The organism is Nonomuraea africana (assembly GCF_014873535.1).
Classification (GTDB): Bacteria; Actinomycetota; Actinomycetes; order Streptosporangiales; family Streptosporangiaceae; genus Nonomuraea; species Nonomuraea africana.
Genome location: NZ_JADBEF010000001.1, coordinates 4656245 through 4670142 on the forward strand (window position 1 = coordinate 4656245; position 13898 = coordinate 4670142).

The following is a 13898-nucleotide window of genomic DNA, read 5'->3' on the forward strand; positions in this document are numbered from 1 at the left end:
GAGAGCTCATGGCAGCCTGGGGTTTGCTGGCCGCATGGACCCTGCACGACGCAGAGGAACTGGCCACGATGGCGGGCTGGGCCCGCGCGCACAAGGCGGAGCTGGCCGAGCGCTTTCCCTGGATCCCCCAGCACGTGTGGGAGCTCGACCAGCGGCACGTGACCGTCGCGATCGGCCTCATGGGCGGGCTGGTGGCCGCCGCCGCGGCGAGCGGGCCGAAGAGCGGCCTCTACCGGGCGGCCGTGGCCTCCTTCGGGGTGCACGGAGTGATCCATCTGGCCCAGGCCGCGGCCATGCGCGGCTACACGCCAGGTGCGCTCACCGCGCCGCTCGTGGTGATCCCCTACTCGGTGTGGGCGTGGCGAAGGCTCGAGGACCGGCGGCTGCCCGCGTGGAGCTGGCTGCTGCTCCCCGTGGCGCTGGGCGGCGTCCACGCCGCCGCCCACGCGCTCACGAAGCCGAGGGAGCGCTGGTTCTGACCGCCTGGTCCCTGACCACGCGGGCGAACGCCGCCGCCATGGGCCGCCACGCCTCGGCCAGGGCCCCCGCCGCCCGCTTCACCTCGACGACGAGCTCCTCGTCCGCGCCCCAGCCGGCGAAGATCTCGGGCGTGGCCTCGGGGTGGAACTGCACCGCCCAGGCCCGCTCGCCGAGCCGGTAGGCCTGGTTGGGATACTGGTCGCCGGCGGCCAGCCGTACGGCGCCCTCGGGGAGCGCGGTCATGGCGTCCTGGTGGTACTGCACGGCCACGGCCCGGCCGAGCCCGCCGAGCAGCGGATCGCCGGCCGCCTCGGGCAGCGCCACGACCTCGCGGGCGCCGATCTCCAGCCCGTCGCCGCCGCGCTCCACCGTGCCGCCGCAGGCCATGGTCATGAGCTGGGCGCCCAGGCAGATCCCGAGCGTGGGCGTGCCGTTCCCGACGCTGGTCCGCAGCAGGTCACGGGTGGCGGGCAGCCACGGATACCCCTCGTCGTCCCAGGCCGAGGCCTCGCCACCCAGGACGATCAGCCCGTCGGGCGCGTGCGCGGGCACGCTCTCGCCCAGGTACGGCCGGACGACCTCGCAGGGAACGCCGAGCCACTCCTCGAAGAACCCCAGGCCGGCCCCTGCCTCGTGCTCGATCACGGTGATGCGCATAAGCGCAATTATCGGGCCTTGACGGTGATGGGCGGATCGGGCTCGTCCAGTTCCTCGGAGAGGACGGGAGGCGTCGGCTTGGGCCGCCTCGGCTCCCTGACGCCGCCCTCGCCTCCCGGCGGCTCGTCGGAGGGGAAATCGAAGGGGAGGTCGTCGTCGGACCAGTGCGGCTCGCCGGGGCCCGACCCCGGCATCCAGGCGGGCGCGCCGCTCGACAGCGCACGGCGCCTGCGTGAGCGCTTGCTCATCGCGGGAAACCCTTCGTGGGGGAGCTCCAGTGTCACCCGGCCCTCCCATGAACGCCAGACGGGAAGCGCTGAATTAGGGTGTGCGCGAGGAGGGCGCCCATGAAGCTCGAAGACCTCGACGGCCTGCGGATCGCCACGTTCGGCACCGGTCCCCGGCGGATCGTCGCGGTGCACGGCATCACCGCCTCTCTCATGGCGTGGGCCGCCGTGGCGCGACGGCTGCCGCCCGGGTGGTCGCTGGTGGCGATGGACCTGCGGGGCCGCGGTCACAGTCGCGACCGGCCCGGCCCCTACGGCCTGGCCAGGCACGCCGAGGACGTGTTGCGCGTGGCCGAGCACGTGGGCGCGGGCCCCGAGGCGGTGCTCGCCGGCCACTCGATGGGCGCCTACGTCGCGGTGCTCGCCGGCGCCCGGCGGCGCTTCGCGAAGGTGGTGCTGGTGGACGGCGGGCTGCCGTTCCCCCCGCCCGTGCCCGACGCCGACGTGGACGCGGAGATCGAGGCGACGCTCGGCCCGGCGATCGCCAGGCTGAGCCGGACGTTCGCGACGGCCGACGACTACGTCGGCTTCTTCAGAGCCCATCCGGCCTTCGCGGGGAACTGGACACCCGAGGCGGAGGAGTACGTCAGGTACGACCTGTTCGGGCCCGCGGGGGCGCGGGCGCTCGGGCCGTGGGCGAGGCCGTCCGCGAGGACGGCAGGTGGATGCGGATCAACGGCGAGCGGATCGGGGCCGCCCTGGCTGCGATCGAGGCGCCCGTCCACCTGCTGCGGGCCCCTCGCGGGCTGCTCGACCAGGACGTCGGCATGCTGCCCGACGAGCTGGCGACGGCGTGGACCTCGAAGGTCCCGCTGCTGCGCGACGAGGTGGTGGCCGACTGCAACCACTACACGATCCTGTTCGACGACAGGTGCGCGTCGCTGGTGGCGGGCCGCCTCAGCTCATGAGGCGGCCCGGTGGCCGGCGCGGTGACGTGTCTCTAGCGTGGAGCGATCCAGGTCGCCTTCGCCGCGGCGACGAGGGTCCCGTCCACCTCGTAGACGGCGCTCTCGCCGAAGAGCTTGCGGCCCTCACGGCCGGCGGCCTTGGCCGCCACGACGGAGTAGGTGCCGCCGGGGTAGACGCGGCGGTTGACCTGCAGGGTCAGCCGGCCGAGGAGGGCCGACTCGCCGGGCTGGAAGTGCGCCCAGCCGGTGACGCAGTCGAGCACCGCGCCCACGACGGAGGCGGGCACGTGGCCGTCGGCGTCGGCCACCGTGAACGGGACCCGCCAGCCCGCCGCGACGACGTCGGCGCCCTCGACCGGGCCGGGGAAGACGCGCAGGCCGTCACCAGGCTCGCGCAGGCCGCACGCGAAGCACTCGGGGAAGGCGTGGCCCCGCCAGCCGGGGAAGCCGGCCTCCGCGCGGGCCGCCTCGTTGAACGGCACGAAGCCGGGACCGCTGAGGTGCTCGGCGACCGGGATGGCCTCGACCAGCAACCTGCCGTCGTGGGAGAGCGTCGCGGAGTTGGCGACGTGCTCCAGCTTGAGCTCGGTCTCCAGCGGGGTGGGAGCATGAAGGGTGACCTCGACGGCCGATTCGAGACCGTTGAGCGCGTCAGCCACGGTGCCGGAGATCCAGCCTCCGTTGGCCACCCCCTCCGGCCCGCGGAAGCGCTGAGGAACGGTCAGCACCGTCTGCAGGGCAGCCATGGTCATGCCACACCCTCCTATTGTGTCCGGAAATATCGTTTCAAACGGGCCAATTTTACCTGAGTGCCGCTTCGTCGAGCGAACCGGGGACCGGTTATGACCGGCCAACATCCCCGCGCCATCAGGGCTTCCCGCATCCCGCAGTGATCCTTGTCACTTCGCCGCGCTCCTGGATCGCGGGTTTTCCCTACATCACCCGATGTTCGGATATGTCCCCTAAGATGCTGACTCCTGACACGGATGTGACTTGGGGGTCAGAAGTGACTGTGCTGAGCCGTCGGAACCTGCTGAAGGCCGGAGCCGCCGCCGTACCCGCGCTGACGCTGGGACTCCAGCCGGGCAGGGCCGAGGCCGACCTCCTGCCCAGCGGGACGATGCCGACCCAGCTGGCCGCCTTCGACAAGACCCTGCAGAAGTACATGACCGAGCGGAACATCAGCTGCGGTCAGCTCGCGGTGGCCAGGAAGGGCAAGCTGCTCGCCGCCCGCGGCTACGGGGTCTACCGGCCGAACACCACCTCCGGGGTGGCTGCCCTCGCCCGCGTCCAGCCGACCTCGCTGTTCCGCGTCGCCAGCCTGAGCAAGAGCATCACCTCCGCGGCGATCCTGCGCCTGGCCCAGGACGGCAGGGTCAGCCTCACCTCCCCCGTCACGACGCTCCTCGGCCTGTCGGCCGCCGCCGACCCCCGCCTCGAGAAGGTCACGCTCTGGCGGCTGATGCAGCACACGGGCGGCTGGGACAGGAACGTCAGCAAGGACCCGCTCTGGCTCGACGCGACCATCGCGGCCTCCCTCGACACGCCGCTGCCGATCAGCCACGCCGACATCATCAAATACGTCAACGCCAAGCCGCTCGACTTCGACCCCGGCAGCAAGATGTCCTACAGCAACTACGGGTACATGCTGCTGGGCCGGATCATCGAGAAGGTCTCGGGGCAGAGCTACGAGTCGTACGTCACGTCGAAGCTGCTGTCGCCGCTGGGGATCTCCAGGATGAGCCTCGGCGAGAGCCTGCGCTCGGAGATGTCGGCGCGCGAGGTCAGCTACAGCTCGGCTTACACCAACAAGAGCGTCGTGGACGACTCGGGCGCGGTCGTGCCGTACCCGTACGGCGGGTTCAACATGCCCAACCAGGACGCCAACGGCGGCTGGGTGGCCTCGGCGGTGGACATGGTCCGGTGGGCGAGCGCCTTCGACGCCGCCGGGCCCGTGCTCAACTCCACCTCCATCTCGCGCGCCTTCGCCAAGCCGGAGATCGGCGTCAGCGGCGACGGCTGGTGGTACGGCTGCGGCTGGTACGTGCGCACCTGGGGCAGCGGCCTCAACACCTGGCACACCGGCTCGATGCCCGGCACGTTCACCATGCTGGTGCGGAACGCGGCGGGGGTGACCTGGTGCGTGCAGTTCAACCGGCGCGAGGAGTCGGGCTCGCCGGACTTCGACGTGATCGACAGGCTGATGTGGCAGGCGCACGACGCCGTGACCTCCTGGCCCACCACCGACCTGTACCCGAAGTACCTTTGACTTCTCCCCGCCATAAATAAATGGCGGGGCTTCTCCCGCCTCACGGCGAGATGGTTACTGCTGCTTCTACGCCGCTTGAGCGGCGGAGGTTTCGGGCGGCGCCAGGGTCGGGATTGCCTCCCCTGGTCTTACCTGCCCTTCACAGTCGTTTCGCGTGTCCGCCAGCCCGGCGGCCACCTCGTACAGGGACCGAAGACGGATGCCTTCGGCCAGGATATTGAGCGCGGCCGCGATGTCGCGGTCGTGGTGTTCGCCGCAGCAGGGGCAGTCCCATTCACGGACGTCTAGGGTGAGTTTCCCGATCTTCCAGCCGCAGCATGGGCAGAGCTGGGAGGAGGGATACCAGCGGTCGATCCGGATGAAAGCGCGCCCGTACCGGGCGGCTTTGCCTTCCAAGAGCCGGAGGAACGCGCCCCAGGAGGCGTCGTTGACGCTCTTGGCGAGCATGCCCCGTGCCAGGCCTCGCACGGCCAGACCTTCGACCCCTACCGCTTGGTTCTCGCGGATGATCGTGGTGCTGGTCTGGTGGAGGAAGTCTCGTCGGGCGTCGGCGACTTTGGCGTGCTGACGGGCGACTTTGACCCGGGCCTTTGAGCGGTTGGCGCTCCCCTTCTTCTTGCGTGACAGGGCGCGCTGGAGTTTCCTGAGCTTGCGTTCCCTGCGGCGCAACCAGCGAGGGTTCGCGATCTTCGCGCCGGCGGAGGTGATGGCGTAGTGGGTCAGCCCGAGATCGATCCCCGTCTCGGCCTCCGTCGCGGGAAGGGTCTGGCTGTCGTCTGGCACGTCGATCACGAACGACGCGAAGTACCGGCCGCCCGCGTCCTTGATGATCGTGACGCTGGACGGCGCGGCGGGCAACTCGCGCGACCACCGGACCTCGACCTCACCGATCTTCGCGAGATACAACGTGCCGTGGTCGCGGAGTTTGAAGGCGTTGGTGTTGAACCTCGCCGACTGGCGATGGTCGTGGCGGGACTTGAAGACGGGCAGGCCCATCCTCGGACCCCGGCGCTTGCCGTTCACCGACTCGAAGAAATTCTTGTACGCCACGTCGAGGTCCCGTAGCGACTGCTGCAACGGCACCGGGGAGACTTCCCCGAGCCACTCCCGCTGAGGGGTCCGCTTCGCGGCGGTGATGCAGATCTTCTGCAACTCCACGCCGCCGATCCAGGACCGGTCGGCCTTCCAAGCCGCTTTGCGCCGCGCGAGCGCGTCGTTCCACACCGCGCGGACACACCCGAACGTCCGGGCCAGCAGCTCCCGCTGGGGCGCATCCGGATACAGCCGATAGTTGTAGCGCAGCTTCACCGAACACCACCCCCTTTCGAGACCTTGGCGTCCCACGGACTCGAACACGTTATCGTCTGGCCGGTGACCGTGTCAGACGAATACCGGCGCGGTAACCCCGAGCTCTCACCGGGCCCCGCTGAGCCTTCGGGAGGCGTCTAAGGGCAGCAGGGTGAGGTCGCCGCGGCATTACTGGCTCGGACGCAGGCGGTGGTCCCGGCACCGTCGATCGGATCACACCTACGTGCATGTGCTCGGAGTGCTTCGGAGACGGACCACGCCAGCGACTCGAACAGGCACTTACCGCTTTGCCCCCTGGGCCAAGCCGCACCTGTACCCCAGCCGAGCGATCTGGTACCTCACGTTGGTCGCGGGTGCGCTGCCCGGCGCAGTCGTTTATCAAGATCGCTACTTGATATCAAGTCACGAGATTCCGTGACATGACGCGAGCCTCTCCGGCCAGTTTCACTGGATGCAGTTCTCAAAAATACGTGAGAGTGGTCACCATGTACGAACAAGCTCGACGTAGCTTCCAGGCAGGACAGATCGCACAGGCCCGCACGGCCCTAGAGACGCTCGTCGCGTCAGGCGCGGCAGAGCCCAAAGTGGTTAATCTTCTCGCTAAATGCTGCTTCCAAATGGGGGATTATAAGCGGATGGAAGAGCTGCTCCGTCAAGCCATAGCCAGAAATCCCCGCGAGGCAATAAATTTCTATAATTTGGGTTTGGCGCTCGAGTTTCAAGGGCGAAAGACGGAGGCCTTCGATGCCTACTTGAATGCAAAGCGCATAAAGCCCGATTTTCCAGAAGCGGCGAGGAGGCTGGCGGCACTACAGCCGGCAGCGAGCACGAAGCCATCAAGTCCGGCCCCGTCGGGCCAGACACGGACGAATGCGTCCTCCTATCCCCCACCTACTTCCACAACCGCGCGACGCCCACTATCCGGAAAAGCACAAGGCCTTGCTCGACAGGTTCGCCAACAGATGGTGCGCCATAAAAGCGTCTTGAGTTTCTGCCTTCAACCCAAAGGCGGTGGCAGTGAATTGATGCAAGTGGAAATGAGGGCGTTCAGCATTGCTGGATACGTGGGCGAGGGCCATGAAGTTGAGGTAGTCGGTAGGCGCAAGGTTGGAGGAATCTTCAACGCATACCGGATATACGATAGGAGCACCAACACCGTTATTAGGCCAGGTGTGTCGCATTGGATCTACAAGGCGTTCATGCTGGCATTCACGCTGGCCTTTACTGCCGGGACTCTCTTCGTTATTTTCGTCATTGTCCCGGCAATTATTAACGCGGTCGACTCTCTTCCTGATCTCGGCAGCTTTCAATAGTTTCCGCGAGGATGGCGACGAAAGGTCATCGAGCAAAGCGAGGTTCTTGTGAGGAGGAGAAGGAGTGGGCGAATTTCCCGGCTTTGATGGAAGTTCTGAAGACCAAGGTCAGATTGAGATTCCATCAATACCAGAAATAGCGCCTGACGGTGTCGGGGGCGACTTTCTCTATGCGCAACCGCCTGAGGGCGGGCATGAGGGCATCTTCCTGGAGGTGCCGCAGCTTCCAGGAGATGGCGGCATCTTCCAGGAACTGCCAGAGCTCCCGGGGGACGACCGCATCTTCCAGGAACCCCCAGACCTCCCGAGAGACGACGGCATCTTCCTGGAAGCGCCAGAGCTCCCAGGAGACGACCGCATCTTCCAGGAACCCCCAGACCTCCCGAGAGACGACGGCATCTTCCTGGAAGCGCCAGAGCTCCCAGGAGACGACCGCATCTTCCTGGAGGTGCTGGACACTGCCGGGTATGAGAGCGATCGGCCAGCTGAGGATCGCGGGGATGAGGGAGAGCGGAAGCAGCGGGCCGAGGGCCGCGAACGTGAGTACTCCGAAGCACCGGAGCAGCCCCTGATGTCCTATGACTTCAACGATCAGGAATTGGTGGTCATCCACGATCTGGCTGATCTGGCTGAGGCTGACCTCAAGAAAGGTGCTGATCTAAATGTATTGATCGCCATCTGGATCACCGCTGAACGGCTGGGCCCGGGCGGTTTTTCGGTACTTGCAGACCTTTTGCATGACCGTTGGCAACAGGATGATGAAGGGAAATTTACGACTAGTCTTGATGTTTTCCTTGCCGTTCTTCGAGACAAGGGAGGGCACGCCGTCGCGGAAACCGTCAAAGGGTTCATTGCTGACGAACTGTGGCAGCAGTGGTCTGAGGTCGATGCTTTGCGAGCGTCGATAGGGCCATTTGGCGATAGGGCTGTTCCAGCCGACGAGCGGGTGTGGGTTGAGCATCTGTCCGGCGACAGCAAGGAACAAAGCGATCCCGACCCAATGGTACATGCCCGGGTAGGCTCATTCATCCTCGACTGTCTTCCTGTCGTCGGTGACATAAAGGGAGTCATGGAGGCGATAGCCGGCGAGGATATCTTGGGCAATAAGCTGGAGACGTGGGAACGCATTCTTGGCGTGCTTCCACTCCTTCCGCCGATCGGAAAACTCTTCCGAATGGCAGACAAGGTCGACGACGTCGGCGATATCGCAAAGCAGGTTGACGATGCCGGCGATATAGCAAAGCCGGCCGACCGATCCTTGGATGCGCACAGAAGAGCGCAGGAGTCTGGCGGCCCGGCGGCATCGAACGTTTCACCAGATGACGTTGGCCCACATCCGGCAATCGTGGATGACTTCTGGCTGAAGGGCGAAAGAGAGCGAGGTCGGCAGATCCAAGATCACCTTGCTCGGGCCGAGTATCAAGAATATCTGGAAACCGATAGCCTTCCTGGTTATGAGAAAGCCAGGAATTTCCCGCTCGTCGACTTCGTCTCTGCTGACCATACTCATAGCGTGAGCATCAAGACGCACAACCCATTCGCGAAGACGTTCGCCAGTGGAGACACGATATATGACTTGGTGAACCATGCCGACGAATTGGCGTATCACGCCCCTGGGTCGAGGGTGACGTTGGATATACGCGTTCCGCCCGGCACTCCTGACCATGTCACGGAAGAACTGCGAGAGACTATCCTCGAGATAGTTGACTCTGAGCGACTCGAAGTGATAGTCCGCACCTTCCCATAGAAGTCAAGGAATGAAGACGGCCGGCAAATTCCTTACGCCTGGGCCTCCATCGAAACACGCCCTGCTGTCGAGCGACCCTCACACATGCGGGACCGCTCGACGGCAGGGCGTACCTCCTGGTCAGAGCACCGGCAGGTAGCGGCCGAGTTCGAACTCGGTGACGTGGCGGCGGTACTCGCGCCACTCCGTGCGCTTGTTGCGCAGGAAGTAGTCGAAGACGTGCTCGCCGAGCGTCTCGGCGACCAGTTCGCTGCGCTCCATCACCGCGATGGCCTCGTCGAGCGAGCCCGGCAGCGGCTGGATGCCGAGGGCGCGCCGTTCGGCGCTGGTCAGCGCCCAGACGTTGTCCTCGGCGGGCGCCGGCAGCTCGTAGCCCTCCTCGATGCCCTTCAGCCCCGCCGCCAGCACGAGCGCGAAGGCGAGGTAGGGGTTGCAGGCGGAGTCGAGGGAGCGGAACTCGATGCGGGTGGAGCCGCCCTTGTGCGGCTTGTACATCGGCACGCGGACCAGCGCCGAGCGGTTGTTGTGGCCCCAGCAGATGTAGGAGGGCGCCTCGCCGCCCTGCCCGGCGATGGCCTCGGCCCCGCCCCACAGCCGCTTGTAGGAGTTGACCCACTGGTTGGTGACCGCGGTGATCTCGGCGGCGTGCCTGAGCAGCCCCGCGATGAAGGAGCGGCCGATCTTGGACAGCTGGTAGTCGGCGCCCGCCTCGTAGAAGGCGTTGCGGTCGCCCTCGAACAGCGACATGTGGGTGTGCATGCCGGAGCCCGGGTGCTCGGTGAACGGCTTGGGCATGAAGGAGGCCCAGATGCCCTGCTCCAGCGCCACCTCCTTCATGACCAGGCGGAAGGTCATGATGTTGTCGGCGGTGGTGAGGGCGTCGGCGTAGCGCAGGTCGATCTCCTGCTGGCCCGGCGCGCCCTCGTGGTGGCTGAACTCCACCGAGATGCCCATCGACTCGAGCATCATGATCGCCTGGCGGCGGAAGTCGTGGCCCGCGCTGTGCGGGGTGTGGTCGAAGTAGCCGCCTGAGTCGATCGGCTCGGGCCTCGGCCCGCCCACCTCGGGCCGGTCCTTCAGCAGGAAGAACTCGATCTCGGGGTGGGTGTAGAAGGTGAAGCCCATGTCGGCGCACTTGGCGAGGGCCCGCTTGAGCACCCAGCGCGGATCGGCGTGGGAGGGCGAGCCGTCCGGCATGAGGATGTCGCAGAAGATGCGGGCCGCGCCGGGCACCTCGCTGCGCCAGGGCAGGATCTGGAAGGTGGCCGGATCGGGCTTGGCGAGCATGTCGCTCTCGTAGACGCGGGCGAATCCCTCGATCGCCGAGCCGTCGAAGCCGATGCCCTCGGCGAAGGCGCCCTCGAGCTCGGCGGGCGCGATGGCGACGGACTTGAGGAAGCCGAGCACGTCAGTGAACCACAGCCGGATGAACCGGATGTCGCGCTCCTCTAGCGTGCGGAGAACGAACTCCTGCTGACGGTCCAAGGCATCCCCTTGACTGAAAAGACATGTCTGGTCCTCTACAGTCTGCCCGTCGCGTGTTTCGCGCACGTTACGGGGAGACATCCCCGCGAGATCGGCGGGGCCCTCCCTCGCGCCCGCGCCGTGATCACGGGGCCGGACCGAGCGCGTGCCTCGCTGACAAACGCCGCCCCGCCCTCCTAGTGTGATCAAGCACCGCTGTCTCGGGGAGGCAACACATGAGCGCTGAGCTGCGTAAACGAAAGCTCGACAAGGCTTTCACGCACATCGACGTCAACGGCGCGGGGGCGATCGAGCGCGACGACCTGCTGGGGCTCGGCGCGCGCCTGCTGGTGGGGTTCGGGGAGTCGCCCACCTCCGTCAGGGGCGACCGCCTCGTGCAGAGCTTCGACCGTATCTGGACGGCGTTGTCGGCCCAGCTCGGCAGGGACGGCGACGGCGCGATCAGCTGCCAGGAGTTCCACGCGAGCATGACGTCGGCCTTCATCGAGGGCGACCGGTTCGACCCCGTCTTCAGGCCGGCCGCCTCGGCGGTCGCCGAACTGTGCGACGAGGACGGGGACGGCAGGGTCGGCCCGCGGGAGTTCCGCATGCTGCTCAGCGCCTTCGGCACCGCCTACGACGACGTGGACGAGGCCTTCGACCGGCTCGACCACGACCGTGACGGCACGCTCGCGGTGGCCGACCTGGTCGAGGCGGCCAGGGAGTTCTACACCGGCGACGACCCGCACGCCGCCGGCAACTGGCTGTTCGGCCCGCTCTAAGGGGATCTGCCGTGCTCACCATGTCCTCACCGAGCGTGCTCACCCCGCTCATCGAACGCGTCCCCGCCCTGGCGGCGCCGTGCAGGATGCACCGTTCGGTCTACGCGATCGAGGCCGCGGTCATCGACTGGACCAGGAGGACGGGCCTGCGGGTGGATCGCAGGGCGAGCTGTCACCGCCTGGCCGCCCGTGCCTTCGCCGAGTTCGACGCGGGCTCGGCCGCGCTGTTCGCGCAGTGGCTGACCTGGCTGTTCCACCTGGACGACCAGGTGGACGAGGAGTGCCAGCCGTACCCGAGGCTGTTCGACGGCAACGGCGCGCACCCGCTGGAGGCGGCCTTCGCCGACCTGTGGAAGATCACGAGCGCGGCGATGAGCGACGACTGGCGGCTGCGCTTCGCGACCAACCTGCAGCGGCACGCTGACGCGTGCCGTACCGAGGCGGGCAACAGGGCGGGCGCGCGGGTGCCGAGCATCGAGGAGTACCCCCTGCTGCGGAGGGGGACGGCCGGGCCGTACCTGTTCGACCTGGTCGAACCGTGCCTGGGAGTGGAGGTGCCGCCCGAGCTCCACGCGGACGAGCCGTGGCAGGCGCTCGTGGAGTCGTGCGCCGACGTCGCGGCCTGGTGCAACGACGTGGCCTCGCTGGCGAAGGAGCGCGGCGACGCGCACAACTTCGTGGTGGTCGCCGCGCACGAACTGGGCCTCAGCCCGTCGCAGGCCATGGACTGGGTACTCGACAGGATCGTGGAGCGGTGCGCGGACATGCGGGCGGCGGCCCGCCGCCTGCCCCTGGAGACGCTGCCGCCGAAGACCGCCAGGGACGTGAGCAAGGTCGCCTGCGCCTACCTCACCTCGCCCCGCGCGCACCTGGACTGGATCACCGAGACCGAACGGTACACGTAACGTCACCGACCGATCTCCCTATGTATTCAACATGGGGGGAAGACACGCGAAGCCGGTGACCTGGCGACGCCGGGGCGTGGCGGGCATGACGGTGCTCGCCGCCCTCGCCGTCACCCTGTGGATGGCGAGCCTGCTGCGTCACGACGGCTGCGCGGCGGCGGACGCGCAGCCCACCAGGACCGGCAGGGCGATGTACTACCAGGGCACGGCCGGCACCTGCTCGCTCTCCGGCGGCCAGCTGTACGCCTCGGTCTCGGCGGGAGAGTACGCGGGCTCCAGGCTGTGCGGCGGCTACCTCGACGTGACGGGGCCGCGCGGGACCGTCCGCGTGCAGGTCGTCGACAGCTGCCCGTCCTGCCGCTCGGGCGAGGTGGACCTCAGCAGGGCGGCGTTCGCCAGGATCGCCGACCCGCGCGCGGGCGTGGCGAAGGTCGTCTACCGCACCGTCCGCAACCCGGAGCTGGCCAGGGGCCTGTCCGTCAAGGTGCGCGAGGGCTCCACGGCGGGCTGGATGGCGCTGCAGGTGATCGACCACGGCAACCCGCTGCACAGGGTGGAGATCCTCCGCGGCGGCGAGTGGCGCGACCTCGACCGCGGCTCCGACGGCTACTGGGTGGCCCCGCGCGGCGCCGGCGCGGGGCCCTTCCAGCTGCGGGTGACCGACGTGCACGGCCAGAGCGCGACCGTCACGGGCGTGGAGCTGGCCCCCGGCCGGATCCAGCGGACGGCCGTCAGGCTCTACGACGCGACGAAGGCGGCGGCACCCGTCACGACGACGCCGACGCCGGCCGGCATGAGCGTCCCTGTCCCCTCGCCGCTGGCCGCCGAGCGGGTCAGGCGGCGGTGCTAGCCAGCGCGTCACCCGTGGCCGTGCGCCGGTAGAGGACCTCCTTGCCCAGGCGCCTGCCGACCGCGAGCCCGCCCGCCGACAGCACGCCGAGGTGCTGGCTGACCGCGCCCGCGCTGAGCGACATCCGCCTGGCCAGGGCCGAGGTGGTGGTGGGCTCGGCGAGCGCGGTGAGGATCTGCGCCCTGCTGCGCCCGATGAGCGCGGCGAGCGCGTCGGGGGCGGGCGGCGGGCCCTGCTCCCACAGCGTGCCGATCCCCTGCACCGGATAGACGAGCATCGACTGGTAGGGCGCCGACATCACCGCCACGCTCGGCCAGTAGAACGCCGAGGGCAGCAGGACCAGACCGTCACCGAACAGCTGCGCGGCCCCCACGCACCACGGCCGGTCGATCGTCAGCTGCTCGCCGTTCCACACGATGGCCGGGTCGAGGCCGGCGAACAGCTGCCTGGCCCCGCCGGTGGCCAGCTCGCGGGAGCGGCGCAGCACGTCGCGCTCCAGCAGGCCGTACACGCGGGGCCAGTACTCGGCGAAGCACGACTCCCAGTAGGCCTCGAGCGCGTCCGCCACCCTGGCCACGCCGGCGGCGGGGTCGGCGCGGAAGCGCTCGGTGCCCGGCAGGAGCGCCGCCTCCTCGGCCGCGCGGGCCGGCGGCGTCCGCCGTACCCTGTCGAGTTCGGCGGCGAAGTCCGGCAGCGGGGTGTCGGGGGGCGGGGTGAGGAAGTCGGCGAGGTAACCGCTCGGCGGCACCAGCGCGAGCAGCTCGGCCAGGTCGAGCGCGGGCAGCCGGGGGCGCACGGCCTTGATCCACGGCAGGTGCACGGACTGGCGGGCGGGGTCGCGCAGGGTGCGCAGGCTGGCGACGAGCTCCCACATGGGCGAGAAGGCGAACCTGATGCGCGCCACGTCTTCTGACCTCATGGTCCACAC

Annotated in this window: 14 protein-coding genes; 8 read left to right on the top strand and 6 right to left on the bottom strand. The window is 68.1% G+C overall.

Translation table 11 applies throughout. The features are described from left to right. The first annotated feature begins 8 nt into the window (after window positions 1–8). Window positions 9–479, top strand: coding sequence for an HXXEE domain-containing protein (locus H4W81_RS22010; protein WP_192776553.1), 471 nt, complete (start codon window positions 9–11; stop codon window positions 477–479). Here H4W81_RS22010 and H4W81_RS22015 read toward each other — a convergent pair. Both H4W81_RS22015 and H4W81_RS22020 read right to left on the bottom strand, forming a co-directional pair. After that, entirely contained in the window at window positions 451–1137 is a 687-nt protein-coding gene (locus tag H4W81_RS22015) for a type 1 glutamine amidotransferase (protein WP_192776554.1), read from the bottom strand. The two genes, H4W81_RS22010 and H4W81_RS22015, sit on opposite strands and share 29 nt — an antisense overlap. 8 nt (window positions 1138–1145) lie before the next feature. After that, on the bottom strand, window positions 1146–1385 hold the full coding sequence (locus H4W81_RS22020; protein ID WP_192776555.1) for a hypothetical protein: 240 nt from the start codon (window positions 1383–1385) through the stop codon (window positions 1146–1148). A 99-nt stretch (window positions 1386–1484) separates the two neighbouring features. Here H4W81_RS22020 and H4W81_RS22025 point away from each other — a divergent pair, with 99 nt between their 5' ends. Continuing rightward, complete coding sequence (locus H4W81_RS22025; RefSeq protein WP_225958732.1) at window positions 1485–2357, top strand: alpha/beta fold hydrolase; 873 nt, start codon at window positions 1485–1487, stop codon at window positions 2355–2357. Window positions 2358–2364: 7 nt separating this feature from the next. Here the strand turns inward: H4W81_RS22025 and H4W81_RS22030 are convergent, their stop codons facing one another. After that, window positions 2365–3084, bottom strand: coding sequence for a hypothetical protein (locus H4W81_RS22030; RefSeq protein ID WP_192776556.1), 720 nt, complete (start codon window positions 3082–3084; stop codon window positions 2365–2367). A gap of 260 nt (window positions 3085–3344) precedes the next feature. Between H4W81_RS22030 and H4W81_RS22035 the strand changes: the two genes are divergently transcribed. Further along, complete coding sequence (locus H4W81_RS22035) at window positions 3345–4601, top strand: serine hydrolase domain-containing protein (RefSeq protein ID WP_318781878.1); 1257 nt, start codon at window positions 3345–3347, stop codon at window positions 4599–4601. Between the two features lie 66 nt (window positions 4602–4667). On the opposite strand, the gene H4W81_RS22040 is transcribed toward H4W81_RS22035, so the two are convergent. After that, window positions 4668–5909 (bottom strand): RNA-guided endonuclease InsQ/TnpB family protein, encoded by a 1242-nt coding sequence (locus tag H4W81_RS22040; RefSeq protein WP_192776558.1) that lies wholly within the window; start codon window positions 5907–5909, stop codon window positions 4668–4670. A 485-nt stretch (window positions 5910–6394) separates the two neighbouring features. Here H4W81_RS22040 and H4W81_RS22045 point away from each other — a divergent pair, with 485 nt between their 5' ends. Then, window positions 6395–7222 (top strand): tetratricopeptide repeat protein, encoded by an 828-nt coding sequence (locus H4W81_RS22045; RefSeq protein WP_192776559.1) that lies wholly within the window; start codon window positions 6395–6397, stop codon window positions 7220–7222. Between the two features lie 64 nt (window positions 7223–7286). Then, window positions 7287–8969, top strand: coding sequence for a pre-toxin TG domain-containing protein (locus tag H4W81_RS49415; protein WP_192776560.1), 1683 nt, complete (start codon window positions 7287–7289; stop codon window positions 8967–8969). A gap of 120 nt (window positions 8970–9089) precedes the next feature. Here H4W81_RS49415 and glnA read toward each other — a convergent pair whose 3' ends face one another. Beyond that, window positions 9090–10454: a type I glutamate--ammonia ligase gene (glnA, locus tag H4W81_RS22055; protein WP_192776561.1), complete on the bottom strand. Its 1365-nt coding sequence runs from the start codon at window positions 10452–10454 to the stop codon at window positions 9090–9092. A gap of 215 nt (window positions 10455–10669) precedes the next feature. On the opposite strand from glnA, the gene H4W81_RS22060 reads away from it, so the two are divergent. Genes H4W81_RS22060 through H4W81_RS22070 form a run of 3 tightly spaced genes read left to right on the top strand, consistent with a single transcriptional unit; the run spans window position 10670 to window position 12970 of the window. Continuing rightward, a complete protein-coding gene (locus H4W81_RS22060; RefSeq protein ID WP_192776562.1) occupies window positions 10670–11215 on the top strand; it encodes an EF-hand domain-containing protein in 546 nt (181 codons plus the stop codon). A gap of 20 nt (window positions 11216–11235) precedes the next feature. Beyond that, window positions 11236–12120, top strand: a complete 885-nt coding sequence (locus tag H4W81_RS22065) for a terpene synthase family protein (RefSeq protein ID WP_225960007.1) — start codon at window positions 11236–11238, stop codon at window positions 12118–12120. 55 nt (window positions 12121–12175) lie between these two features. Next, complete coding sequence (locus H4W81_RS22070; protein WP_192776564.1) at window positions 12176–12970, top strand: expansin EXLX1 family cellulose-binding protein; 795 nt, start codon at window positions 12176–12178, stop codon at window positions 12968–12970. Here H4W81_RS22070 and H4W81_RS22075 read toward each other — a convergent pair. Continuing rightward, window positions 12954–13889: a DUF5937 family protein gene (locus tag H4W81_RS22075; RefSeq protein ID WP_225958733.1), complete on the bottom strand. Its 936-nt coding sequence runs from the start codon at window positions 13887–13889 to the stop codon at window positions 12954–12956. The two genes, H4W81_RS22070 and H4W81_RS22075, sit on opposite strands and share 17 nt — an antisense overlap. Between the last annotated feature and the right edge of the window lie 9 nt (window positions 13890–13898).

Coding starts and splice junctions, on each gene's coding strand:
- H4W81_RS22010 (WP_192776553.1), top strand. CDS start 9: ATGGCAGCCTGGGGTTTGCTGGCCGCATGGACCCTGCACGACGCAGAG.
- H4W81_RS22015 (WP_192776554.1), bottom strand. CDS start 1,137: ATGCGCATCACCGTGATCGAGCACGAGGCAGGGGCCGGCCTGGGGTTC.
- H4W81_RS22020 (WP_192776555.1), bottom strand. CDS start 1,385: ATGAGCAAGCGCTCACGCAGGCGCCGTGCGCTGTCGAGCGGCGCGCCC.
- H4W81_RS22025 (WP_225958732.1), top strand. CDS start 1,485: ATGAAGCTCGAAGACCTCGACGGCCTGCGGATCGCCACGTTCGGCACC.
- H4W81_RS22030 (WP_192776556.1), bottom strand. CDS start 3,084: ATGACCATGGCTGCCCTGCAGACGGTGCTGACCGTTCCTCAGCGCTTC.
- H4W81_RS22045 (WP_192776559.1), top strand. CDS start 6,395: ATGTACGAACAAGCTCGACGTAGCTTCCAGGCAGGACAGATCGCACAG.
- H4W81_RS22060 (WP_192776562.1), top strand. CDS start 10,670: ATGAGCGCTGAGCTGCGTAAACGAAAGCTCGACAAGGCTTTCACGCAC.
- H4W81_RS22065 (WP_225960007.1), top strand. CDS start 11,236: ATGTCCTCACCGAGCGTGCTCACCCCGCTCATCGAACGCGTCCCCGCC.
- H4W81_RS22075 (WP_225958733.1), bottom strand. CDS start 13,889: ATGAGGTCAGAAGACGTGGCGCGCATCAGGTTCGCCTTCTCGCCCATG.